Source organism: Marinobacter sp. V34, assembly GCF_055524115.1.
Genome location: NZ_JBUPZY010000007.1, coordinates 46,693 through 69,537, shown reverse-complemented (window position 1 = coordinate 69,537; position 22,845 = coordinate 46,693). Strand labels below are relative to the sequence as shown.

Sequence of the window (22,845 nt, the reverse complement as noted above, 5' to 3'; positions counted from 1 at the left end):
TAAGTCTATTCGTGGAGCAGATTGTACCGCCTGGGGCCGTTAACGCTGTGTCGCCTGGCGACAAGTCTTGTGTCTTATGCCGACAACGATGGTTCTAGCGGAGACTGTCCACCATGCGATCATTGAGACTTTGCCAGTGTTCCAGTTTTTTCGCTTCTCCGATTCGTTCGGAGTCACCACCGGAACGGTTCAGCCACAGACCGTCACCATTAAAGCTGTAGACTGGCTCCAGGTCCGGCCTTTGGGACGCCGGTTTGATCTCGTTGATAAGGTTATCGAGGATTAGCGGGTCCGCGTCCGGCTCCGGATACCACGCCAACACCATATGAGCCTGGTTCAGCTCCAGAGCCTTGACGTAAACAATGCGAAGTTGCTCATCGGGAACCCCCATGGATTTGAGGGTAAGGTATTTTGCGATGGAGAAGTCCTCACAATCGCCGCCGTTGGTGGTGAGTAGTTCAACGGGCGTCGCCCAGTAGTCTTCTTCTCCCCAGTGGGCAATGTCGCTGACAAACCGGACTCGGTTAAAAAACGAATTCACGAGCCGGAGCTGGCGGTCGATTGCTGCCCGGGAAGCCATGTCGTGAAGGCTTTGCCAGGTTTCCAGCCGGCCGTGGGCCTCCTCGCCGAATTCTGAGCGCACGTAGGTCATGAGTCGTTCGCTGAGTTCGAAGGCGGCCACCGTTAACGTGATGACCATGAGTAGCATGGGAAGCAGGGAGCCGCTGCGGCGAGGATTCGATGCGGCCGTTTCCATGGCTGTCCTCAGTTGTTGGTTCTCAGGCGTTCGCGAAGTTGTTCCAGACGCTGCCGGATTTCCTCACGGCGTTGGTCGCTGGTGTCTGTATTGGTGGAGGTAGAACGTCTGTCCACACCTGTTGGACGAATTTGCGTGCCACTGGGTTCCTCCTGCTCGCTGGAGGTTTGCGTGGAAGCCATGGAGAGACCGGTTCTGTCTTCATCTTCCGGGAAGTAGAGATTTTCGAGTTTGCCGCTGCGCTCAATGATAATGCGATTGGGGCGAACAGAACGAAGGGTCGCATTGCCGGGTAGCTCATCGCCCACCAGGTAGGCCTCGGTGTTCCGTTTGTCGTCTTCAATCAGTGCGCTACCAGGAAAATCTCCCGAGGCGGCCAGTACACCGCGGAGGAACAGCCTCAGGTTGGTTTCCGGCAGGTTCTCGGTATCGGGTTCCGATTGGGGAACCTCTTTTCCGGCTTCTCCAAACAGGGCAAACGAGGCCAGATTGGCGTCAGGGACGTCCCGGGTCTCGGTTTCCGCCATCGCAAGGTCCGTGGCGGACGTAGCGCCACCTGCACTGGTTTCATTCTGCCAGAAGCGAACGCCCTGCCACGCTGTCACAGTGATCATGGCGATGCCTGCGACGGTGGCGAGTATCAGTGGTAACCTTGAACTGGTAAAAAGCATTGAATGTCCCGAAAAGAGCAGGTGTGGGCCGGCAAAAGGCTCACAGGTTATCAGACTGCAACGATTTATTGGCAGTATAGTGTATAGAGTTATTCAGCGGTTCCATATCCTATGGTAGCCTTTCTGAATTAATTGAATAGAAAGGGATTCCGGAACATTTTCTTCCCGCCCCGGCAACATAACGAGGACGATCGTGGACACAGACACAGAACTTCAGCCGCAGGATGCTCCGCTGGGCCGTCTACCTTTCACGTTCGCCAAACGCAACGGTGTCATCCTGACCCGTGACGACGAAGGCGATCCCGTAATCCTGGTAAGACCCGGGGCGGGTCACTCAGCGCTGGCGGAAGCCAACCGTATCAGCGGGGGGCGTGCAAGGTTCTCTCCCATTGATCCGGCCCGTTTCGACGCAGCGCTGAACGCGGCCTACCAGAATGATTCCGCCGAAGCCATGCAGATGGTGGAGGGGATTGGCGATGATATGGATCTGGCGTCGCTGGCGGATTCGGTACCAGAAACCGAAGACTTGCTGGAACAGGAAGACGACGCCCCGATTATCCGGCTGATCAACGCTATCCTCACCGAGGCCGTCAAGACCAGCGCCTCGGACGTGCATATCGAAACCTACGAAACCCGGCTTGTGGTGCGTTTCCGGGTGGACGGTGTACTGCGGGAAGTGGTGCAGCCCAAGCGCGCACTGGCGCCTTTGCTGGTGTCGCGAATCAAGGTTATGGCCAAGCTGGATATCGCTGAGAAGCGGGTGCCACAGGACGGTCGTATCGCCCTGCGGGTGGCTGGACGGGAAGTCGACATTCGTGTGTCCACCATGCCGTCGTCCAGTGGTGAACGGGTGGTATTGCGTCTTCTGGACAAACAGGCCGGGAGCATTCGCCTGGAGTCCCTGGGTATGGCGGGCGGCGACCTGAAGATACTGCGGCGGCTGATCTATCGGCCCTATGGCATCCTGCTGGTCACCGGCCCCACCGGTTCTGGTAAATCGACAACGCTGTATGCGTCGCTGCAGGAAATCAATGATCGCAGCCGGAACATACTGACCGTTGAGGACCCGATAGAGTACAACCTGCCGGGCATCGGTCAGACCCAGGTCAACACCAAGGTGGATATGACTTTCGCCCGGGGGCTCAGGGCCATTCTGCGCCAGGACCCGGATGTGGTGATGATCGGTGAAATTCGTGATCTGGAAACCGCTGAAATCGCAGTCCAGGCCAGTCTCACTGGTCACCTGGTTCTTTCCACCCTCCACACCAACACCGCAGTGGGCGCGATTACCCGCCTGATGGACATGGGCATTGAGCCTTTCCTGATTTCATCCAGCCTGGTGGGCATCGTGGCCCAGCGATTGGTGCGTGTGCTTTGTAAAGACTGCTGCGAACCTTATACGCCAAGTGAGGAACACTGCGAATTTCTGCAGCAGGACCCGGCCAACCCGCCAACGATTCATCGTGCGAAAGGCTGCGAGCACTGCAACCAATTGGGGTATCGGGGCCGTATCGGTATCTACGAAGTGGTTGAGGTCAACGAGGAAATCAGCTCCTTGATTCATAAACGGGCAGGGGAGCTGGATCTCGAACACGAGGCCAGGCTTCATGGCCCGAGCATCCACGCCGATGGCGTCCAGAAAATCCTGGATGGGGTGACCACAGTCGAAGAGGTCCTTCGCGTGACCCACCGGAGCAGGTAACTCCATGCCAGCATTCGATTACAAGGCGCTTGATAGCCGCGGCAAACAGAAACAGGGCGTTGTCGAGGCCGATGCCCCAAGGGCGGTGCGCCAACAACTGCGAGAACGGGGGCTGACGCCCCTTGCAGTTGAACCCGCCTCGGAGAAGCAGGCCCGGAGCAATCCGCTTAGCAGCCGGGGCAGTCTTGCAACGGCGGACCTTGCCCTGGTGACTCGGCAGCTTGCAACGCTCATACAGTCCGGCATTCCGATCGAGCAGGCCCTTTCGGCGGCTGCTCAGCAGTCTTCCAAGCCGCGTATTCGCAGCATGCTGATTGCCATACGCGCAAAAGTTATGGAGGGTTACAGCCTGGCAGATAGCCTGGGTGAGTTCCCCCGGGCGTTTCCGAGGCTCTATCGTTCCACCGTCGCGGCGGGTGAGCACGCCGGCCATCTGGACCTGGTGCTCAACCGATTGGCGGACTATACCGAGGCCCGGCAGGAGGCCCGTCAGAAAATCCAGTTGGCGGCCATTTACCCAATCATTCTCAGCGTTGTGGCCATTGCCATTGTGGTGTTCCTGTTGACCTATGTGGTGCCGGACATCATCGAGGTGTTTGTTAAGCAGGGGCAGGAACTTCCGGCGCTGACCGCCGCCATGCTGGCGGTATCGGATTTCCTGGGCAGCTACGTTATCTATCTGCTGATACTGATCATCGCCGCGCTGGTTGTTTTCCGGTGGTCATTAAGGAAACCCTCGTTCCGGCTCCGTTTCCACAAAAGCCTACTCAATATGCCGTTGTTTTCCGGCATGGTCCGTGGTGTCAATACTGCGCGCTATGCCAGTACACTGAGCATTCTGACCACCAGCGGTGTGCCGTTGGTGGAAGCCATGCGCATTGCCGGCGAGGTGCTGTCAAATGACCACCTGCGCCAGGAACTGCGGGATGCGGCAAGAAAGGTGAGTGAAGGCGGCTCCCTGCACCGCTCGCTGGACCAGACCGGCTATTTCCCGCCGATGATGCTGCATATGATTGCGAGTGGCGAGGCCAGCGGCGAGTTGGACAGCATGCTGGAGCGAACAGCGACGATGCAGGAGAACACCCTGCAGTCCAAGATCGCCGCCATCGTGGGCCTGTTCGAGCCGATGATGCTGCTGTTGATGGGCGTGGTTGTGTTGATTATCGTGCTGGCAATCATGCTTCCGATCCTGAATATGAGCAACCTGGTTGGCTAGGCCAGGACCGGCAGGCCAACCCCATTTCCAAACCCAGAGATAGGGACAGATGAAGAGCGAAACAATGAAACATCAAGTGGCACAACGGGGTTTTACCCTGATCGAGATCATGGTCGTCATGGTTATTCTGGGCTTGCTGGTAGCCATTGTGGCGCCGAACATCATGGGGCGAAGTGATCAGGCCCGGGTGACGGTGGCCGAGACACAGATGAGCAATGTGGCAAACGCCCTGGACCTCTACCGTCTCGACAACAGCCATTATCCGTCCACTCAACAAGGCCTCGAAGCATTGGTGTCCAAGCCCAGTGGTAGCCCCGAGCCCAGGAACTGGAACCCGGAGGGGTATCTGAATAGCGTTCCCGAGGACCCGTGGGGGGCAGAATACCAGTACGTTAATCCAGGCACGGAAGGCCCCTACGACCTGTATTCCTATGGCGCGGATGGCCGTGAAGGCGGCGATGGTGACAACGCCGACATCAGCGTTTGGAAGGTCAGGGACTGATTGTGCACTCCAGGACACGACAGTCGGGCTTCACGCTGATCGAAATACTCGTTGTCCTGGTGGTGGTTGGATTGCTTGCTGCGCTTGCCGTTATGTCGATGGGCGGCAGCTCGCGTGATCGTGAGATGGAAAATGAAGTACGCGAGCTCTACCTGCTGATGCAGACCGCCTCGGAGCAATCGATACTGAACAATACTGAGTTGGGCCTGATTCTCGAAGACGATAGCTATCGTTTTGTTGCCTGGGAAGAATTGAGTGGCGAATGGAAGCAGCCAGCCGAACGAATGTTCCGGACGCGGAGCTTCCCAGAATGGATCACCGTAACCGAATACATAGAAAGCGATACCCCCCGCTTGGCGTCTGACGAAGACGAACTGCGGCCGGATGTGGTGTTCTTTTCCAGCGGTGAAACGACGCCTTTTGAGCTGGAGTTCCTTGTTGGCCGTGACGATTCCCGGATGCACACCATCACGTCCGATGGCATTTCTCCCCTTGAGTGGCGCCACCCGGGAAGCGAGGAGAGCGAGGACAAATGAACGGCCAGCGCGGTTTTACACTGATCGAGGTCCTGGTGGCGCTGCTGGTGTTTGGCTTGATCGCAACGGCAGCAGCCGAGGTGGGCAGCCAGTATATTTCCAGTTATGAGCGGATTCGCGACAAAACCCTGGCTGGCTGGGTGGCGGACAATCGTATCAATGAAATCCGGCTTCAGGAAAATTTGCCCTCTATCTCAGAGAACTCGGACGACATCGAATACGGCTCGTATAAATGGCAGGTAACCACCGCTGTCCTCGCCACCGAAGACCCGTCCATTCTTCGTGTTGAGGTGACCGTGGCTCAATATCGCGGCAACAGAACTGAGCCCGCCCCGATTCACACGCTGTCTGCGTTTATTGGTGAGAACTGATGCCGGGTCCCATGATCGTTGCTCAACACAGGTCGCGTCCCTCCGCTCAAGCCGGCTTTACCCTGATGGAAGTGCTGATCGCGGTTACCATCACCGCTGTTATCGGCCTCGGGGTATGGCAGGTGTTGGGCAATGTGGTCTCGTCCAGGGACCGGGTCAACGAAGTCGCGGAACAGTTTGATCATATTCAACGCACCATGCTCTTGCTGGAGCGGGACATTACCCAGGTGGTGAACCGGTCGGCCCGTGACATTTACGGCGATTTCCGTCCTGCTCTGACCAGCCGTGAAGAAGAGTTTTCATTGATTCTCACCCGCCAGGGCTGGCGCAACCCACTGGGCACTCGTCGCAGCAGTCTGCAGCGGGTGGGCTGGGAATACACCGGGGATGAATTGCGCCGGCGGTACTGGGTAACCGTCGACAGGGGGCAGGAAGACAACAGCCAGGACCTTCTTCTGCTTTCCAATGTCACCGACTTCGCCGTCCGCTTTCTGGATGACCAGCGAAACTGGCGGGATGAATGGCCTGATGAAGAAAGTCTGGCCAATATGACGCCGGGGGCGCGGCCGGACATTCCTTTACCGCTGGGTATCGAGGTCACCATAGAGCACGAACGCTTTGGTGAGCTGGCAAGAACCTTCACGCTTCCTGATTTTGATAATGATGTTGCTCAGGGTGTGGTGAACAGCGTCAACGACGCCGCAGACGACCAGGATGATGACCAGCAACAGGACCAGGATCAAGATCAAAGCCCGGGCCAAGCCCCGTCTGGGTCAGGAGCGACGGATGGGTAGGCGTCCATTCAGGGGAAGGCCCGGTGATCGCCAGGGTGGCGTGGCTCTGATCATGGTACTCCTCGCCATGGCACTGGTGGTCATGCTGGCCACAGGCATGACACAGCAGCAAAGCGTGAGAGTGTTCCGTGCCAGCCATTACCTTGCCCAACAGCAGGGGCACAGCGTCGCCCTCGGTGCGGAAGCCTTTGCCCGCCAGATTCTGGTCCGGGACTTTGAGGACGATAAGGAAAACAACCTCATGGTGGATAGTCTGGATGAGTTCTGGGCAAAGAATGCCGCCATTCTCCCGCTGGACGACAACGGTGTGGCCGAGGTCCAGATTGATGATCTCGGTGGCAGGATAAACCTCAACGACCTGGTGAGTGTCAATGGGCAGGTTGATCCTATGGTCCGTGACCGGATAGCACGCCTGCTTCAGGTTCTCGAAATCAACACAGTCAATGTCGATGCGTTGGTTGACTGGATTGATCCTGATGACCAGACCGTCAGCGCCTATGGGGCCGAAGATGGCCAGTACCTTTCTGCGGATCCAGCCTACAGGGCCGGCAATCAGCCCTTTGTCGATGTTTCCGAACTTCGTATGATCGATGGTATGACTGAAGAAGCCTATCGTGCATTAAGGCCCCACGTAGCGGCGTTGCCTGTGGCGGGGCTGGGCATTAACGTCAACACTGCGACAGCACCGGTACTTATGTCTCTCCATGAGGAACTGACACAGGCGCAGGCAGACGCTATTCTTGAAAGACGTTTGGAAGAGCGTTTTGAAAATGTACAGGATTTCCTGGCATTGGATGAATTTGCGGGGAGGGGACTGAAATCCACAGGCCTGGGCCTACAGACCCGTTTTTTTGAAGTGGTGTCGCGGATTACCTACGATAACCGGGTTGCCAACCTGGTCAGTACGGTTTATCGAAGCCCGGAGGGCGAGATGCAAACCGTGTCTCGTGACACCGGGCAAAAGAATCGAATTACCAAGGAACCGTTCACTGTCTCCGAGGAGTAGGGAAGTCCGGAGTCGGAAAATCGTTACAAACAGAACCGATAACCCCGAAAGGGTTTCGAAAAAGGAAATTGTTCAGAATGTCATATCGCCTCTACGTCAGGCCTCGACCCCCATTCGCGGACCCCGACGCCAACCCGGAAGCCCAGTTGTACAATTGGGTGCTGGTGGATGCCAGTGGAGATGCCCAGGCCCGGGGAACAGCGGATTCACGAGACGCCATCGAGCAGACCCTGACCCAGAACGATCTTGAGAACGTGCTGTTGGTTGGTCTCATTCCCGGCGACGAGGCGCTTTTCTGCGTAGCTGACATTCCCGCCAAACAGACGCGATTTGTTCATCAGGCGCTTCCCTACGCGGTTGAGGAACAGGTTGCCCAGGATATCGAAAGCGTTCATCTGGCCCTTGGCGACCGTACGGAAACAGGTTTCCGGGTAGCCGCTATAGACCACGGTCAAATGGCAGAATGGGTGGCGATGTTCAGTGGTTGGAATCATCTTAAGCTGGATGCGATCTATCCAGATTCCAGCTTGCTGCCCCTGACCGAAGGTGGCTGGTCGGTGTGCCTGGATGGCGATTCCGCCATGCTTTCCAGTGATCAGGGGGAATGGCTGAGTGTTCATGCGCGGAATCTCGCGATGTTTGCGCAGACGCTTGCGCTACCGCCCTCCGATGAAGTGATTGCCGAGGTGCCGGTCACTGTTTATGGCACTGAGCAGGAATTTGAGCACCAGCAGGCGGACCTGAGCGAGCTGAAATCGTCAGGGCGCCTGGTGGTTCGCGAGGAAACGCTGGAACTGATGCCACTGGAACTGCTGGCACATTCCCACCATCATCACCTTTGCCAGCCGATCAACCTGTGCCAGGGGGCCTACAGCATCCGCACGGGCAAATCGAGTGCGCTGGGCGCATGGAAACCGCTGATCGCCGTGGCCTGCGTATGGTTTGTGATCCAGATTGGCGTGGAAGTGGGCATGGGGTTTTACTACCAGCAGCAAGCTGACGAAATCCGAGAGCAGGCGATGGCGGTTTATCGCGAGGCCTTCCCGGGCGACGCCAGGACCCATTCCGGTAACGTGCGCAGGGTTGTTGAAGGGCAGTTGCGTCAACTACAGGCGGAAGGGCCAGACGCTGGTTTTATCATGTTAATGAAGTACACGGGTGAACAGTATTCGAAGATTCCCGACTCACGCGCTGTCAGCTTCAATTCGGTGAACTATAGCCGGAACCGCGGAGAACTTGTGGTCGATGTGCGCGCAGACAGCTATGACAAGCTCAGCACCCTGAGAAATGGCCTGACCAGTCGCGGATTGGAAGCGAAGATTGGCTCGGTGGTTAATGAATCCAATGGCGCCCGCGGTCGCCTGACGGTTTCCGGAGGATAACGGCATGTTAAACAGGATCAAAGAGCAGCCGGCCGTCGGAAAGCTCATCGCCCAATATGACCAGTTGCCTCGCAGGGACCAGCAGGCTCTCTCAGTTCTAGCGGTAGCCATTCTCCTGGGCATTCTCTACTTTGGAGTTTGGCGCCCCGCCACGGAGTTCCACAACGAAGCCGTGGACGCGAGGGGGCGTGCGACTGAACTATTGGCGTGGCTTGAGGCGAATCGTCAGTCATTGGATCGTCTGTCCAGTGCCAGTTCGTCTCAGGGGGGCGCAGGTTCTGATACGCCGGTAGACGGTAGAGCACTTATGGCGCTGGTGACGCGTAGTGCCGGCGAATCAGGCCTTTCGCTTCAGCGTTTCGAGCCCAGCGGTGAGAACGCCATTCGGGTCTGGCTCGAGGGAGCACCGTTCACTGAGGTGGCCAGCTGGCTGGAACGTCTGAACACTAGCCACGGTGTTCAGATAGATCAAGCGTCCATGGACCGACAGAACGATCCAGGGATCGTATCCGTACGTCTCACGTTAACGATTTGAGGCAGACATTGGAGAACATGTGATGAGTGACGGCACACAGAACAAGAATAGCCAGGAGCCGGTCATTGTTCGACTCGACGGAAGTGCCCGAAACGAGGCGATTTCCATACTGGTCCACGCGTACCGGGATGAACCGACGTTCCAGTACCTGTTTGATCATCGTCGGCCGGGCTATCAGCAGCGAGTGCGGGCCACAGTTCGGGAACTGATTGACCTCTATTTTGGTTTGCACCAGGACGCAGTTGGTGTGTTGGTGAACGATACGCTCGTCGCTGTTGCCTTCATTGGCGAGCCGGAGCTCCGGCTGAATCTAGCGGAGCAGCTTAGCTGGCGTATTCGCATGGTTCTTACCACCGGGTTTGCCTGTACCCGTCGCTACCTGGATTACCACGAGAGAATCCGGGAAATGCTACCCCAGCCTCTGGCCCACCAGTTGCCATTGATGGGAGTGAATCCGAACTATCAGAACAAGGGATATGGGCGATTGCTGTTATCCACAGTTGAAAAGCTCTGTGCAGAAAATCCCCGAGGAAGTGGGCTTGTCCTGGATACGGGCAACAGCCGATACATTCCGTTTTACGAGTCCGAAGGGTTCCGTAGCCTTGGCACCATTCGCCTGGGCAGCTTTGAGGATCATATACTTTTCCGTGAGGTCCGCCCGGATGAACAGGCGGCGGTATCCGGTTGAACGAACAAATTGTCGAAAACGACAGGAGACGCTGTGTCTGACAGACAGGATTTTGATCTGATTGTTGTGGGTGCCGGTTCCGGCGGTGTGAGGCTGGCACGTATGTCAGCAGCCAAGGGCGCCCGTGTGGCCGTGGTGGAATCGCGCTATCTGGGTGGGACATGCGTTAACGTGGGCTGCGTTCCCAAGAAACTGTTTGTCTACGGTTCCCATGCTGGAGAGGATATTGAGGACGCTGCAGGCTATGGCTGGAGCGTGCCGGGCGAGCAGGTCAGTTTTGACTGGACCAGATTGGTTGCCAACAAGAACGCCGAAATCGAAAGGCTTAACGGAATCTACGGGCGTATGCTTGCCAACGCCGGCGTTACGGTTATAGAAGGTACCGCGACACTGACTGATGCTAACACCGTGTTGGTGGGAGAGCGGTCCTATACAGCAAAGCATATCACTATCGCTACCGGCAGTTGGCCAGTGGTCCCGGATGTGCCCGGCAAGGAATGTGTACTTACCTCAAACGAAATGTTTTACCTACCGCAACTGCCGAGGCAGGCAGTTGTCTGGGGCGGCGGCTACATTGCGGTGGAGTTCGCCGGTATTCTTGCGGGGCTTGGCGTTGAGACAACGCTTCTCTATCGCGGTGACCTGTTCCTTCGCGGCTTCGATGACGACGTCCGAGAGTTTACCGCTGCGGAAATACGCAAGAAGGGCGTGAACCTGCGTTTTGGCGTTAATATTGAATCCATTGAGAGCGAGGATACCCATTACAACGTTAACCTGACCGATGGAACGCGACTGAATACCGGCCTCGTGATGGCAGCTACGGGGCGCCGTGCATTGGTGGATGGTCTCGGGCTTGAGGCGCTGGGAGTCCAGCTCAGCGCTTCCGGCCATGTGGTTGTGGACGATCATTTCCAGACCGCCGCACCCTCCATTACAGCCTTGGGCGACGTGATTGGCACACCCCAACTGACGCCGGTGGCGCTTGCCCAGGGCATGGTGCTTTCCCGCCGACTGTTCGGAGATGGCCAGGGCGAGATGGACTATACCTGCATTCCGACAGCGGTATTCTGCCAGCCCAATATCGGAACGGTCGGCCTGACGGAAGCTGAGGCAAGGGAAGCCGGGCATAAGCTCCGTATCTACCGGTCGGAGTTCAAGCCGATGAAACATACATTGAGTGGTCGGGATGAGCGGTCACTGATGAAACTGGTGGTGGACGCTGACACAGACCGGGTGCTGGGCGCTCATATGGTCGGCCCCGATGCCGGGGAAATTACCCAGGGGATAGCGGTTGCCCTGAAGGCTGGCGCGACCAAAGCGCAATTTGACAGCACCATTGGTATCCATCCGACCTCCGCCGAAGAGTTTGTCACCATGCGTGAGCCCGTAGCGTAAGCGCTCCCGCCTCACCATTCGTGTCTTACTGTGGGCCGCTGGCTACACCCGTATCCAGCGGCTGAGTACCGCTCTCAGGTTCTCTTTTCTCACAGGCTTAGCCAGGTAATCGTTCATGCCTGCCTCTCGACAGCTGCTCTCAGTTCCTGGGAGGGCGTCCGCTGTCAGAGCGATAATTGGGGTTCCGCCCTGGCCATTGCTCTTTTCCCATTCCCGGATACAGCGGGTGGTTTCATAGCCGTCCATTACTGGCATCTGGCAGTCCATCAGGATAACGTCGTAGCCTGAGTGGTTGGTCTGGACCAGTCGCAGTGCCTCCTCACCATTGTCAGCAGCGTCTGTTTCAAAGCCCAGCCGTCGGAGCAGAGCGGTGGCGACCCTCTGGTTCACCATGTTGTCTTCCACCACAAGGGCACGGGCTTGCTCACTGCCGGTCTTGATGGGGCCCTGTTCCGCCGGCTCAACATGATCGACCCGGGTTGCCAGTTCAAAGGGCAGCTCGAAGAGGAACTGCGACCCTTTTCCAATGTCGGTTTCCACTTTGACGTGGCCACCCATCAGCTCAACCAGCCTCTGGACCAGTGAAAGCCCCATGCCGGTTCCACCATAACTGCGTGAATCACCCGTATCGAGTTGCTCAAACGAGTTAAAGATGTCGTGAATCCGCTCGACGGGAATGCCGCAGCCGGAATCGCTGACGGTGCAGTTGAGAACCAGGCAGTTCTCCTCAAGAGAGACAAAGCCAGCCTGTACTTTGATGAAGCCGTCGCCTGTGAATTTGATGGCATTATCGATAAGGCCCGCCAGGATCTGGCGCAGGCGTGGGGCGTCTCCCAGCACAAGCAGACGATCCGGCCAGTCTCCCATAAACTTGGTGGACAGTGCCAAACCCTGCTGCTCGGCAATATGACGGTAGCTTGCGGTACAATTGGTGATCAGTTCTTTCAGGTCAAACTCGCGGTTATCCAGCTCCAACGTACCCCGATCAATATGGGAATAGTCGAGGATGTCATTGATGACCGTCAGCAAGTCTTCAGTGGACTGCCGCGCCGTCTGGAGATAGTCCTTCTGCCGAGCACTCAGGGTTTCATCGGTCACGAGTTCGATCATCCCCAGAACACCATTGAGCGGTGTCCGTAACTCATGGCTCATGGTGGCAAGGAATTCGGATTTGGCTCGATTTGCCATTTCCGCGCGTTCTCGGGCTTTCTCAGAGGAGGCCAGGGTTTCATCCCTGGATGTCTTCAGGTTCCTCAGATGCCTGGAGAGAGCATTGAGACTTTCCTCCAGTTCCCGGGTTTCCCGGGTAGCGCCGGCAAGGCCGACCTCAACTTCCTCATATTCCCGATTGGTCAGTTTTGCAACCCGACGGGATAGGCCATGGATCGGTGAGACAATGCTGTTCAACGAGTGATTGACGATTATTAGCGTGAACAACAGAAGCGAAAATCCAACAGCCAGTGAGGTCCAAAGAATGTCCTGTCGGCGTGCAGCGAGTTGGGCTTTGTTGACACCCACCTGAACAGTACCGACACGAAGCGCTCCTGACCCGAACCCGTAGTTCGGTTCGAACCATTCGGTCTGGCGGTCTTCACCCAGATCTAGCGGTTGTTGCAGTATCTCTGCTTCGAAAACGTCGAAGGTTTCCTCAGCACGGATATTGCCAGGGTCGTCCGTGGAGACAAACCCAACCTCGTCGCCCACCACGTTAGAGACACGTATCCATTGGGCTCGGCTTCGCCGCAGTGATTGCGACAGTATCTGCTCAAGGGACGCCGCGTTTCCTGAAACAACGGCGTACTCAACCGCTGGTGCGAGGCTGTCAGCGAGCATCTGGCTGCTGTCAGCCAGGTCCTTGCGGGCGTCGTCGAGCCGGGCAGACGTAAAGAACACCATCAACACAACGAACATCACAATCGCTGGTGCGGCCCCCAGTAGCAACAGCTTCCGCGTGAGGGAGACTGGCCTGCCCATACGCTTACTCATCAGACGCCTCCTCGGAACCGGCGAGCCGCTCTTTAACAGAGTTGATGATCTCCTGACGGTCGGGCAGCGGAATGTTCAGGGAACGCGCGACCTGCCCGTTGAGCTCAATTCTGAACACGTCTGGATAGGCGGGCGGGGGGAACTGGCCATCAAGGCGGTACTGTTTTGTATATTCCGCTGCCAGTTTGGCAATTTCGGCCAAAGGTGTATAAGTAGACGCCAGCGATCCGGCCTTGACATAAGCCTGACTCGGGCCGATGACGATGCGGTTACGGCGGTAGGCGGTCAGCAGGATATGCTTGATGGTTCGGGGGTTGTATATGCCGCTATCCGGTGCAGCCAGAATAAAGTCACCGTAGTTCAGCGCATGAATGAGCGTTGGAATCAGATCGTCGTCGGAGCTGACGACAAATACCCGCGCCTGGAGCCCATACGTTGGCAGTTTGTCGACCAGGGGCTCGTAAAGTTCGACAGTCTCGGGCCGGGCAAGCATCGCCACCCGGGTCGCATGAGGCAGGATCACCCGCCCAGCGACGGCCTGTCTGACTAAAGGGGGGTTGTACAGTATGCCGGAAACCGAACCCTCAGAGCGCTCTGCGTATCCGCTGATGAACGATTGATCCACCAGTAAAGCCAGGATGGGCACATCACGGTTCTCCTGCCGGACTCGTGTAAAGGCTTCTGGTCCGAGCGTGATCACTGGTGTGGTACTGTCCTGCGACGTCTGACCGCTACTGAAGGAGCGAATGTTAGCAGTGCTGCCCAGCGCATCTTCAAGAAGAGAACGCATACGGCGGTTCAGAGCGGAGTTCTCGGAACCAGCCAGATACACCTGGGAACCCGCAGAGGATTGAGCGTAAACAGTCTGAAAAGGCACGGACAATACAAAAAGCAGCAACAGTACGGCACTGGCCAGGGCGCGCCGACTGGCATGGCCGCCTGGTTCATTCCCCACTTTGATGTTGTACGTTGGTTTCATACCGTCCAGGGTCGGGTATCGTCCGTGTGGTACCTTTAGAATCTTACGCCGGCTTCAGCGAAGAACTGGTTATGGTCTTTGATGACGTTGTCGGGGCTCAGATCCACCTCTCGGTTCAGGTAGTGTTGCATGGTAACGGCAAACTCATAGCTGTAGCCGGTTTTAAAAATGTGCCTTGCCAGCCTCAGGTCCAGACGCTCGAAATGTGAGCGCCGGAACTCATCCGCAAAATAGAATGCCGCCGATGAGGTCAGGTTTAAAGGCAGATCCTGTATCCACGCAAAACTTCCTGAATGTCTGACCGACAACCGCCCCAGCAGGTCAACCGCGTATCGTTTGTCACCGGCATCGCGATCATTGGCGCCGGTATAGCGACCGTCCTGATCCAAATAAGCATAGCTCATCCTCAGCTTTGTACCGGGAAAATCCAGTGACGCCTCGACTTCAAAGCCCTTTTGGTCAAGCGCGACATTGTTGTCGATGGTCCAGTCTTCTTCGTTGATGACGCCGCTGATCATGTCCCGAAGCTTGTCGTTAAAATAGCGAACTTCCAGTGATAAGGTGGAGCTGTCTAGATAATACTGACCAAAATAGCTTATTTCCCGGGAAATTATGCGCTCTTCTTCAAGTGTTTTGCCATACGTCGACGTGGCGGGGTCGACCAGGTTGGCGACCAGGAACCGTTGCCCTTCAAGAAAGGCGTACGGAGGCTGAACGTTTCTGGGACGATAGGACCAGTCCGGATTCTGTTCGAACGCATCCGGTGTGCGTACTGCCTGGGAGTAGACGAATCGGAGCGTGTGGTTGTTGGCCAGGATGAAGTTGGCGGCCACCCGGGGTGAAAAGTAGCCTTCGTCCGTGGTGGTGGTTTTTTCCCAATAGCCGCCGGCGTTCAAGGTAAGCCAGCGTAAAGGCGAGTACTCAAGGTTCGCAAAAACCTGTGACTGGTAGTTGTTACCGCGGCCATTGAAATAGGTTACAGATCGATAGGTATCCTTGCGGTAACCAAGACCCGATACGAGCTTAAGTTCCGGGTTGAACAACAGGGTATCCTGGATTTCGAACTCCAGGCGGGATTCCTCAATATCTTCATTCAGATCGGCCCGGAATGGGTCGACTTCGTTGGCTGTGCAGGGGTCCAGTTCGACGCTGTTGCCCTGGATAATGTCGCCAAAGGTATCCCTGGGAATACAGATGCTCCAACGCTGGCGGTGATCATAGTTCTGGAAGCTGGTCTGGACATGGTAGAAGTGATTTTCAGAGGTGTGGATGTTCAGGCGCGTTTGCAGATAAAAGTCGTCAACGATAATGTCCGGATGATCGTTGGCGCCGAGCTTTCCATTCTTGATCTTATCCTCTTCATCAATGCCATCCACTACGCCGGCACGTAAATCCAGGCTGTAGTTGCTGCTCAGGGAAAGCGTGCTGTCGTAGGTGAAGGTGTTGACGTCGTAGCCGTTGTGGAATGGGTAGTAAACGTCGTCGTCTTCCTGCTCGTCAAACCCGTCTGACTTGCGTTTCTCATATGCCAGGCGCCAGTTATAGTCACCACTTGAATTGCCTGCAGAACCAAATATTCTTTTATAGCCTCTGGAGCCGGTAATGGCGCGTGCTTCAAAGCCGGCGGTATCTTCGGGGGAGCGGGTAATGATATTGATGGAACCGAGAAAAGCATTGATCCCATAGGCCGCGCTGTTCGGACCACGGCTGACTTCAATACGCTCAATCAGTTCCAGGGGAACCGGCATGGTATTCCAGTCCATATCCGAAAGGTTAGGGCGGTAGGAGGTGCGGCCATCCACCTGTACCTGCAATCGGCGCTGCTCATAATGTACAGTGCCGTGATAGCTGGTCACCGGATTATTACTGCCGACCTCTGCGACGGTCATGCCGGGCACCAGGCGGAAAACCTCTACCAGGTTCATAATGCCAAGGTCACGGATCATTTCGCCGGTAATAATGGTGGTTGTGCCTGGCACCCGCGACTTCGGTTGCCTTAGCCGGGTGGTTGTCAGCACCTCGGGAATTGGGGACCCCATATCATAGCTTTCCGATGAGTCGCCCAGTGCCGCGAGTTCGAAGGATTCATCGTCACCCTCTGCAGCGCCTGCTGGGCCAGCGGCTATAAACATGCCCGCGAATATCGCCGGAACCACGCGACGGAGACCGTTATACGAGCGTGCAAGCGCAGGAATTTTAATGAGATAGGTCGTAACGGACATGAGTGTCGTTTTATACTTTGCCGAGTGTGGGATTTTTTTTATGGTCAACATTTTTTCTTATCCTAGGTGACCAGATTACATTTGTCTCTCTAAAATTTAATGAAAGTCTGATGAATGAGTTACAACTCTATGAATTGTTGGGAAGTATTGGGTATCGAGCCCACCGGTGATCATGCCCGTATCAGGGCTGCCTACGAGCAGCAGGAAAAGTTCGCCTCCGGTGAGGAACTTGAACGGCTGCGGCAGGCGTTCAAGGAGGCAACGGGCGGTGAACCGCAAGCTGATAACGGTCCATCTGATGCCAGCATTGAAGGGCAGGAGCCTCAGGTTGCTGTTGCCCCCGCGACAGCCGGGGAGGCTGAGGGATTGGATGCCTCGGAACGGCAGGTGGTACGGGAGGTTGTGATCCAGGTCCGAGCCCTGTTGAACGATTCCAGTCGCAGTAACGACGCGCAGATCTGGAAAGCCATTCTCGGCGAGCCCCCTGCGGATCAGCCTCATGTTCGCAGGGAAATCGCCGACGCGCTGGAGCCTCAGGTACGGCCGATGGCGGAAAACGGCAGTTTCCCGTCGCCCGTTGTGCAGTTTCTGGCAGGATGGTTCGATTGGTATAGCCTGCGGGATGCACATGAGCACGACGTTGACGAGGACATCGAGTCGGATAAGTCAGCGAGTGATCAGCAGCCCCAGGAAGAGCTGCCGCCCCAGATGGTTAACTTCTGGCCAGCGGTAATAGGCTGGATTGTCGGTCTGGCTGTACTGGCGACCCTATTTAGTGGCATGGGGGGCGGCGGCTGACGCGGCCTCAATCCTGCGGCGATACGCCTGAGCCAGCATGGCTCCCACAATGACCTGAATCTGGTTGTAGCACATGATCGGCAGCACGATCATGCCAAATCCGGGATGCCCGGAAAACAGAACCTTGGCCATGGGCAAACCGGATGCCAGGCTTTTCTTTGAGCCGCAGAACACCACAGCGGCCTCGTCCTCCAGACTGAATCCAAACCGGCGAACCACAAACATCGCCAGCACCATAAAGAACCCCAGCAGCGCGAAGCACAGCAAAATGGCCAGTAGAATCGCCTTCAACGGCAGATTCTGCCACAGGCCGCTCGCAACTGAATGGGAAAAAGCGGAATACACGATCAGCCAGATCACGCACTGGTCATAGCGGGAGGTGAGCGTTTCATTCCGAGCCAGGAAGCCTCCCAGCAATGGACGCAAGCCGTGCCCGACCGCAAACGGCAGAAGCAGCTGTAGCACGATGTCTTTGAGCGCCTCGGCCACCGAAAAGCCGCCGTCGCCCGACGTGCTCACCAGTAGCAACAGCAGGAATGGTGTCAACATCATGCCAAACACATTGGAAGCAGCGGCGCTGCAGATAGCGGCGGGCACGTTGCCTTTTGCCATGGCCGTATAGGCAATCGAGGAAGAGACGGCCGACGGCAGCACCCCCAGATACAGGAACCCCAATCCCAGGTCCGCTGGCATCCACTGAGGCGCAAAGCGACTGATTTCATTAATGGGTAACGCCACCAGGGGAAAGAAAACGAAGGTGAAAGCGGTAATGATGATGTGTAGGCGCCAATGGGTGGCACCGGCTACGATTTGTTCACGTGAAAGTGCCGCGCCATGAAGGAAGAACAGGAGCGCCACAGCCACGGTGCCAGCAGTTGCCAGGGCGTCGGCGGCATCACCACGCACCGGTAGGAACGTGGCAAGGGCAATAGCGCCCATAAGTAATAGCGTGAAGGTATCGAGCCTGAGTTTCATGTGCGCTTCCCCCCCAGGGCTTTAAGGCTCGGCTGGAGCAGGGCTCTCGACAGAGCTTCTGCCTTCACGGAGTCCTGCCGTCGAATCGCCGCAAGGAGCAGTTCATGATCTTCCTGGGAGGGTTCTGGAAGCTCTGAATCGAGTTCGGTCAGTTCAATGGTTTGCGTCACCGCATGGGCAAAATAGTCGTACAGCTCCGACAGGGCAGGGTTGTGTGAAGCTGCGACCAGAGCTGCGTGAAACGTGTGATCGTGGTGGATTCGGCTTTCTATGTCGTCACCGGCCTTTGCCCTTTCATCGAGGGCGAGTGTCATTCTTTCCAGATCCTTTGTGTCTCGGCGCTCCGCTGCTAGCTTCGCAGCCTCGGTTTCCAGCATGATCCGTACTTCAAGTTTGTCTCTTAATTGAGCACGGCTGACCCTTCGCAGGGTTTCTCCAGCGTCCTTTGTCGCACGCACGTAGGTGCCATCCCCCTGGCGGGTTTCCAGCATGCCGACATGCACCAGTACTCTGACAGCTTCACGAACGGTGTTACGGCTTACGCCGAGGGATTCCGACAGTTGCGCTTCAACGGGCAGGCGCTCGCCAATTGCCCAGTGACCTTTCTCAATGGCCTGGCGCAGACTTTCTATGGCGGTTTCGACGAGAGAGCCTTTGGAGATTCTGGCGAGGTGCATGTTTAAGATCCTGAAAAATGATGACCCAATCATCCTATGAATACAGTCGTACTGTCAAACTGTTGAGTTTTGATAAAACGGAAAAGGCTAAGCTGGAGGGTTCAGGAACTCGTAGTCGTCGGGATTCACCTCGCGCGTGACATTGCGGTAGGTGAAGGTAAAGCCGGACCAATTCACGGTGTTTTTGCCATTGCTGTCCAGGTACCAGGAGTGGCAACCAGATTCCCAAACGCTGTCCTTGAGCCGTTTCTGAACGTCTTCAGAGAATGCTCGAAGCCGCTCGGGTTTAACATCCATAGCGGTGCCGGGGGTTGCGTTTAATGTATCGATGCAACCGAGCACATACCGAACCTGGGACTCCAGCATGTACACAATGCTGTTGTGGGCAAGGTTTGTGTTGGGGCCGTAGAGCATGAAAAGGTTGGGGAACCCGGAAACTGTAATGCCTTTATACGCCTCCGATCCATTAGCCCAAGCCTGGTTGAGCGACACGCCGTCGCGGCCGGTGATGCTCATCGGTGACAGGAATTCCGACGCTGCAAATCCGGTTCCCAGGATGATCGTGTCTAACCTATGCAGAGCGCCGTCGGTGGTAATCACGCCGTCCTCTACGACGCGCTCAATACCTGTGGTGACGAGTTCGACGTGAGACTGATCAACGGCTGAGTACCAATCGTTGGAAATCAGTATTCGTTTGCAACCGATCTTGTAGTCCGGAATCAGATGCCTGAACTTCTCGCTATCGCGAACCTGGTGTTTGGCAAAGCGCTTTGCTTGCCAGGCAAAAAGCTCGAGCAAGCTACTAAAACGGGTGAAGGCAAGGGCGCGGCTTTCATTTTTCCAATAGATCAGGGAGCGATAGATGCGGTCCCAAATCGGAAAGTTAAGGAAAAGTGCCTGTTCCCATTTAAAGAACGGTCGGTCCGGCTTCGGAAGTACCCACGCTGCGGAACGCTGGAAAAGGCTGAGAGCCTTCACCTTTGACACGATTTCCGGCACGAACTGAATGGCACTGGCGCCGGTGCCAATAACGCCAACGGTTTTGCCGGTCAGGTCATGGCTATGGTCCCAACGGGCGGAATGAAACATCTTGCCTGCAAAGGTATCCATCCCGGGGAGGTTCGGCCAGGCAGGCTGATTCAACTGGCCGGTGGCGGTAACAATGACATCGGCAGTCAGGGATTCTCCGTCAGTGGTGGTGATTGTCCAGGTGTTGGTGGCTTCGTCGAAAACTGCGCTGGCGACTTCCTTATTAAACCGAATATGCTCCGTCAAGCTGTACTTCTCAACGCAGTGTTGCATATAGCCAAGAATTTCGGGCTGCAACCCGAACTTTCTTGACCAGTCGTGTTTGGGCTCGAAGGAAAAGGAATACAAGTGAGACTGAACATCACAGGCCGCACCGGGGTATGTGTTGTCCCGCCAGGTGCCCCCAACCCCAGATGCCTTTTCCAATAGGGTAAAGGTTTCTATTCCGGCGTTGCGGAGCTGGATGGCCATGCACAAGCCGCCAAAGCCTGTGCCGATAATGATGATTGACGGCGTGGTACTGCGGACACTCTCGTTCACGGAATCTTCCCTTTGACGTTATTGTGGGAATTCGGATACCGGGTAGAGTATACGTCAGACGTAAATTGCGGTAGGTGGTTAGAATCGGATTAACGCAGAACCCCATGTAAACCCACCGCCGAAGGCTTCCAGCAGCAGCACCTCATTTTTCTGGATGCGACCGTCGCGAACGGCAACGTCCAGTGCCAGCGGAATCGAAGCCGCGGAGGTGTTGCCGTGCTTGTTGACGGTCACCACGACCTGATCCATGGACATGCTAAGTTTGCGAGCGGTCGCCGCGATAATTCTTAAATTCGCCTGGTGCGGTACCAGCCAGTCCACATCGGACTTCTTCATCTGGTTGGCTTCCAGGGTTTCGTCCACAATCCTACCCAAGGTGTTCACGGCGATCTTGAAGACTTCATTGCCCTTCATGTGAACATGGCCCTTGCCGGCCCGCACCTGGTCGAAACCATCGCCAATACCAAAGGGAACGTGGAGCAGGTCTTCGTATTTGCCGTCAGCATGGATGTGGGTCGACAGGATGCCGGTTTCCTCATTGGCTTCCAGCACCACCGCACCGGCACCGTCACCGAACAGCACGCAGGTACCTCGGTCTTCCCAGTCCAGAATGCGGGAGAACAGCTCCGCGCCGACCACCAGAACCTTCTTGCTGCTTCCGGTTTTGATGAACTTGTCAGCGACTGATAACGCGTAGACGAAGCCGCTGCAAACGGCCTGTATATCGAAAGCGGGGCAGCCATGGATATCGAGCCGCGCCTGTAGAATGCACGCCGAGCTGGGAAAGATCTTGTCAGGGGTGGAAGTGGCAAAAACAATCAGGTCGATGTCAGCGGGCTGAAGGCCGGCGGCTTCAATGGCCCGGCGGGATGCCTTTTCAGCCAGATCGACGGTGGTTTCGCCTTCTACGGCGATGTGTCGCTGTTCAATGCCGGTACGCTCACGAATCCACTGGTCGCTGGTGTCGACGATTTTCTCCATGTCTTCGTTTGTCATGACATTCTCGGGCAGATAGGAGCCCGTGCCGACAATTCGCGCGTACGTCATGTGCTAGCTTCCTCAGGTGAACGGATCAATACTCAGATTCTTTCAATCATCCTATACCCTATTGATCGTCCCCAGCTATTAGCGTTTTGTCAAAGATGAGCCGGATTCGCCCAGGAAAAGCTGGTACTCAGGCTCTAGTCAGCTATACCTGTAGACAGGAACTCGTGTTGTGAAGGAGTGCTGCTGATGACAGACCTTCCCCTCGGTATGAAGTATTACCTGCTTATTCTCACCTCAAGCCTGATTGAAGACCTCAATGACTATGGCGTCAAATGGATCGCGAACGAACCGGGCATTGCGATTCGCGACGTGGAAAAGGCGTTCTTCTGCGCGCGGGCCCTCGAGACCAGGATGCCGGACGAACCGGGCCAGGCGGACCCCCGCCTGTGGCCGGAACTTATGAAGTCTATCCATACCATAAGGCGTGTGCTGGACGTGGTCGAGAAAACAACATTCGATGCCGTGATCGCCGAGGCCATGGAATCCACATCCGATATAGCCAGAGCTGACATAAAGCACGTCTTCGAGAAAAAACGTGAAGCAGGGGAGGTGGATTTTCGGCTCCACGGACTTCTCAACACCAAGCCGGTGTCCGGCGAGTCGGACCCGGCTGTGCGTGAGGCCTTCATGCTGAAGCGGGCACGGCGCTATCAGAGCTTTATGGCATTCGACGGCGCTACGCTGAACGACGACGAGAAGGTGATACTGGATGACGCGCAATCGGTCGCCCGCCAGATAATGGATGGCGACCGTGACAACCGTCGAATTGATGCATTGCTCGTGATGGGCGCCGTGCTGATTGAAACGGCCAGCGTAAGACCGAAAGCCAGGATACCCCGACTGATCCGGGATAGCTTCGACCGCATGGCCACCAAGGCTGCAATGGCTCTCGGCGCTATTGTCTACCGTGACGAGTATCGTGAGTTTAAAGCTTCCCTCGGATTGGAACGGCTGGATTCGGATTTATAGGGAGCTGCTATATAACGTTTTAACGGTTCACAACTCCCGATGATGAATGGCATCCTGATTAACCACTC

General features: G+C 56.2%; 22 protein-coding genes. 13 read left to right on the top strand and 9 right to left on the bottom strand.

Features of this window, described 5'->3' with window-relative positions; genetic code table 11:
• Positions 1-94: 94 nt before the first annotated feature.
• Positions 95-757, bottom strand: a complete 663-nt coding sequence (locus AC0B60_RS12775) for a transglutaminase-like cysteine peptidase (protein WP_465086205.1) — start codon at positions 755-757, stop codon at positions 95-97.
• An 8-nt stretch (positions 758-765) separates the two neighbouring features.
• Entirely contained in the window at positions 766-1,428 is a 663-nt protein-coding gene (locus tag AC0B60_RS12770; RefSeq protein WP_465086204.1) for a type II secretion system protein N, read from the bottom strand.
• Positions 1,429-1,621: 193 nt separating this feature from the next.
• Between AC0B60_RS12770 and gspE the strand changes: the two genes are divergently transcribed.
• The 11 genes from gspE (at position 1,622) to gorA (ending at position 11,555) form a co-directional block, all read left to right on the top strand.
• Positions 1,622-3,130, top strand: a complete 1,509-nt coding sequence (gene gspE / locus AC0B60_RS12765) for a type II secretion system ATPase GspE (protein ID WP_465086203.1) — start codon at positions 1,622-1,624, stop codon at positions 3,128-3,130.
• A gap of 4 nt (positions 3,131-3,134) precedes the next feature.
• Entirely contained in the window at positions 3,135-4,346 is a 1,212-nt protein-coding gene (gene gspF, locus AC0B60_RS12760; RefSeq protein ID WP_465086202.1) for a type II secretion system inner membrane protein GspF, read from the top strand.
• 64 nt (positions 4,347-4,410) lie between these two features.
• Positions 4,411-4,848, top strand: a complete 438-nt coding sequence (gene gspG / locus AC0B60_RS12755; RefSeq protein WP_465086201.1) for a type II secretion system major pseudopilin GspG — start codon at positions 4,411-4,413, stop codon at positions 4,846-4,848.
• 2 nt (positions 4,849-4,850) lie between these two features.
• A complete protein-coding gene (gspH, locus tag AC0B60_RS12750; protein WP_465086200.1) occupies positions 4,851-5,384 on the top strand; it encodes a type II secretion system minor pseudopilin GspH in 534 nt (177 codons plus the stop codon).
• Positions 5,381-5,755, top strand: a complete 375-nt coding sequence (gene gspI / locus AC0B60_RS12745) for a type II secretion system minor pseudopilin GspI (RefSeq protein WP_465086199.1) — start codon at positions 5,381-5,383, stop codon at positions 5,753-5,755. The genes gspH and gspI overlap by 4 nt, the downstream gene beginning before the upstream one ends.
• Positions 5,755-6,549 (top strand): type II secretion system minor pseudopilin GspJ, encoded by a 795-nt coding sequence (gene gspJ, locus AC0B60_RS12740; RefSeq protein WP_465086198.1) that lies wholly within the window; start codon positions 5,755-5,757, stop codon positions 6,547-6,549. The genes gspI and gspJ overlap by 1 nt, the downstream gene beginning before the upstream one ends.
• Complete coding sequence (gene gspK, locus AC0B60_RS12735; RefSeq protein ID WP_465086197.1) at positions 6,542-7,555, top strand: type II secretion system minor pseudopilin GspK; 1,014 nt, start codon at positions 6,542-6,544, stop codon at positions 7,553-7,555. The genes gspJ and gspK overlap by 8 nt, the downstream gene beginning before the upstream one ends.
• Positions 7,556-7,632: 77 nt before the next feature.
• Positions 7,633-8,937: a type II secretion system protein GspL gene (gene gspL, locus AC0B60_RS12730; RefSeq protein WP_465086196.1), complete on the top strand. Its 1,305-nt coding sequence runs from the start codon at positions 7,633-7,635 to the stop codon at positions 8,935-8,937.
• Between the two features lie 4 nt (positions 8,938-8,941).
• Entirely contained in the window at positions 8,942-9,472 is a 531-nt protein-coding gene (gene gspM / locus AC0B60_RS12725; protein WP_465086195.1) for a type II secretion system protein GspM, read from the top strand.
• Positions 9,473-9,494: 22 nt separating this feature from the next.
• Positions 9,495-10,160: a GNAT family N-acetyltransferase gene (locus AC0B60_RS12720; protein ID WP_465086194.1), complete on the top strand. Its 666-nt coding sequence runs from the start codon at positions 9,495-9,497 to the stop codon at positions 10,158-10,160.
• 33 nt (positions 10,161-10,193) lie between these two features.
• Entirely contained in the window at positions 10,194-11,555 is a 1,362-nt protein-coding gene (gene gorA, locus AC0B60_RS12715; protein ID WP_465086193.1) for a glutathione-disulfide reductase, read from the top strand.
• Between the two features lie 42 nt (positions 11,556-11,597).
• Here gorA and AC0B60_RS12710 read toward each other — a convergent pair whose 3' ends face one another.
• Genes AC0B60_RS12710 through AC0B60_RS12700 form a run of 3 tightly spaced genes read right to left on the bottom strand, consistent with a single transcriptional unit; the run spans position 11,598 to position 16,652 of the window.
• Positions 11,598-13,541, bottom strand: coding sequence for an ATP-binding protein (locus AC0B60_RS12710; RefSeq protein ID WP_465086192.1), 1,944 nt, complete (start codon positions 13,539-13,541; stop codon positions 11,598-11,600).
• On the bottom strand, positions 13,534-14,520 hold the full coding sequence (locus AC0B60_RS12705; RefSeq protein WP_465086191.1) for an ABC transporter substrate-binding protein: 987 nt from the start codon (positions 14,518-14,520) through the stop codon (positions 13,534-13,536). The genes AC0B60_RS12710 and AC0B60_RS12705 overlap by 8 nt, the downstream gene beginning before the upstream one ends.
• 35 nt (positions 14,521-14,555) lie before the next feature.
• Positions 14,556-16,652 carry a TonB-dependent receptor plug domain-containing protein gene (locus tag AC0B60_RS12700; protein WP_465086190.1) on the bottom strand — a complete coding sequence of 699 codons (2,097 nt, stop codon included), beginning with the start codon at positions 16,650-16,652 and terminating at the stop codon, positions 14,556-14,558.
• A gap of 219 nt (positions 16,653-16,871) precedes the next feature.
• Between AC0B60_RS12700 and AC0B60_RS12695 the strand changes: the two genes are divergently transcribed.
• Complete coding sequence (locus AC0B60_RS12695) at positions 16,872-17,540, top strand: J domain-containing protein (protein WP_465086189.1); 669 nt, start codon at positions 16,872-16,874, stop codon at positions 17,538-17,540.
• On the opposite strand, the gene AC0B60_RS12690 is transcribed toward AC0B60_RS12695, so the two are convergent.
• From AC0B60_RS12690 to AC0B60_RS12675, 4 genes are all read right to left on the bottom strand, one after another.
• Positions 17,511-18,515, bottom strand: a complete 1,005-nt coding sequence (locus tag AC0B60_RS12690; RefSeq protein WP_465086188.1) for a bile acid:sodium symporter family protein — start codon at positions 18,513-18,515, stop codon at positions 17,511-17,513. The genes AC0B60_RS12695 and AC0B60_RS12690 overlap by 30 nt on opposite strands.
• Entirely contained in the window at positions 18,512-19,192 is a 681-nt protein-coding gene (locus AC0B60_RS12685) for a FadR/GntR family transcriptional regulator (RefSeq protein WP_465086187.1), read from the bottom strand. Before AC0B60_RS12685 ends, AC0B60_RS12690 begins: the two co-directional genes overlap by 4 nt.
• A gap of 87 nt (positions 19,193-19,279) precedes the next feature.
• Positions 19,280-20,761: a flavin-containing monooxygenase gene (locus tag AC0B60_RS12680; protein ID WP_465086186.1), complete on the bottom strand. Its 1,482-nt coding sequence runs from the start codon at positions 20,759-20,761 to the stop codon at positions 19,280-19,282.
• 78 nt (positions 20,762-20,839) lie between these two features.
• Entirely contained in the window at positions 20,840-21,808 is a 969-nt protein-coding gene (locus AC0B60_RS12675; RefSeq protein ID WP_465086185.1) for a beta-ketoacyl-ACP synthase III, read from the bottom strand.
• A 186-nt stretch (positions 21,809-21,994) separates the two neighbouring features.
• Here AC0B60_RS12675 and AC0B60_RS12670 point away from each other — a divergent pair, with 186 nt between their 5' ends.
• On the top strand, positions 21,995-22,777 hold the full coding sequence (locus AC0B60_RS12670; RefSeq protein ID WP_465086184.1) for a hypothetical protein: 783 nt from the start codon (positions 21,995-21,997) through the stop codon (positions 22,775-22,777).
• Positions 22,778-22,845 lie beyond the last annotated feature (68 nt).

Coding starts and splice junctions, on each gene's coding strand:
- gspF (WP_465086202.1), top strand. CDS start 3,135: ATGCCAGCATTCGATTACAAGGCGCTTGATAGCCGCGGCAAACAGAAA.
- AC0B60_RS12695 (WP_465086189.1), top strand. CDS start 16,872: ATGAATTGTTGGGAAGTATTGGGTATCGAGCCCACCGGTGATCATGCC.
- AC0B60_RS12770 (WP_465086204.1), bottom strand. CDS start 1,428: ATGCTTTTTACCAGTTCAAGGTTACCACTGATACTCGCCACCGTCGCA.
- AC0B60_RS12675 (WP_465086185.1), bottom strand. CDS start 21,808: ATGACGTACGCGCGAATTGTCGGCACGGGCTCCTATCTGCCCGAGAAT.
- gspK (WP_465086197.1), top strand. CDS start 6,542: ATGGGTAGGCGTCCATTCAGGGGAAGGCCCGGTGATCGCCAGGGTGGC.
- gspM (WP_465086195.1), top strand. CDS start 8,942: ATGTTAAACAGGATCAAAGAGCAGCCGGCCGTCGGAAAGCTCATCGCC.
- gspI (WP_465086199.1), top strand. CDS start 5,381: ATGAACGGCCAGCGCGGTTTTACACTGATCGAGGTCCTGGTGGCGCTG.
- AC0B60_RS12705 (WP_465086191.1), bottom strand. CDS start 14,520: ATGAAACCAACGTACAACATCAAAGTGGGGAATGAACCAGGCGGCCAT.
- AC0B60_RS12710 (WP_465086192.1), bottom strand. CDS start 13,541: ATGAGTAAGCGTATGGGCAGGCCAGTCTCCCTCACGCGGAAGCTGTTG.
- gspG (WP_465086201.1), top strand. CDS start 4,411: ATGAAACATCAAGTGGCACAACGGGGTTTTACCCTGATCGAGATCATG.
- AC0B60_RS12720 (WP_465086194.1), top strand. CDS start 9,495: ATGAGTGACGGCACACAGAACAAGAATAGCCAGGAGCCGGTCATTGTT.
- AC0B60_RS12690 (WP_465086188.1), bottom strand. CDS start 18,515: ATGAAACTCAGGCTCGATACCTTCACGCTATTACTTATGGGCGCTATT.
- gspL (WP_465086196.1), top strand. CDS start 7,633: ATGTCATATCGCCTCTACGTCAGGCCTCGACCCCCATTCGCGGACCCC.
- AC0B60_RS12670 (WP_465086184.1), top strand. CDS start 21,995: ATGACAGACCTTCCCCTCGGTATGAAGTATTACCTGCTTATTCTCACC.
- AC0B60_RS12685 (WP_465086187.1), bottom strand. CDS start 19,192: ATGCACCTCGCCAGAATCTCCAAAGGCTCTCTCGTCGAAACCGCCATA.
- AC0B60_RS12775 (WP_465086205.1), bottom strand. CDS start 757: ATGGAAACGGCCGCATCGAATCCTCGCCGCAGCGGCTCCCTGCTTCCC.
- gspJ (WP_465086198.1), top strand. CDS start 5,755: ATGCCGGGTCCCATGATCGTTGCTCAACACAGGTCGCGTCCCTCCGCT.
- AC0B60_RS12700 (WP_465086190.1), bottom strand. CDS start 16,652: ATGTTTATAGCCGCTGGCCCAGCAGGCGCTGCAGAGGGTGACGATGAA.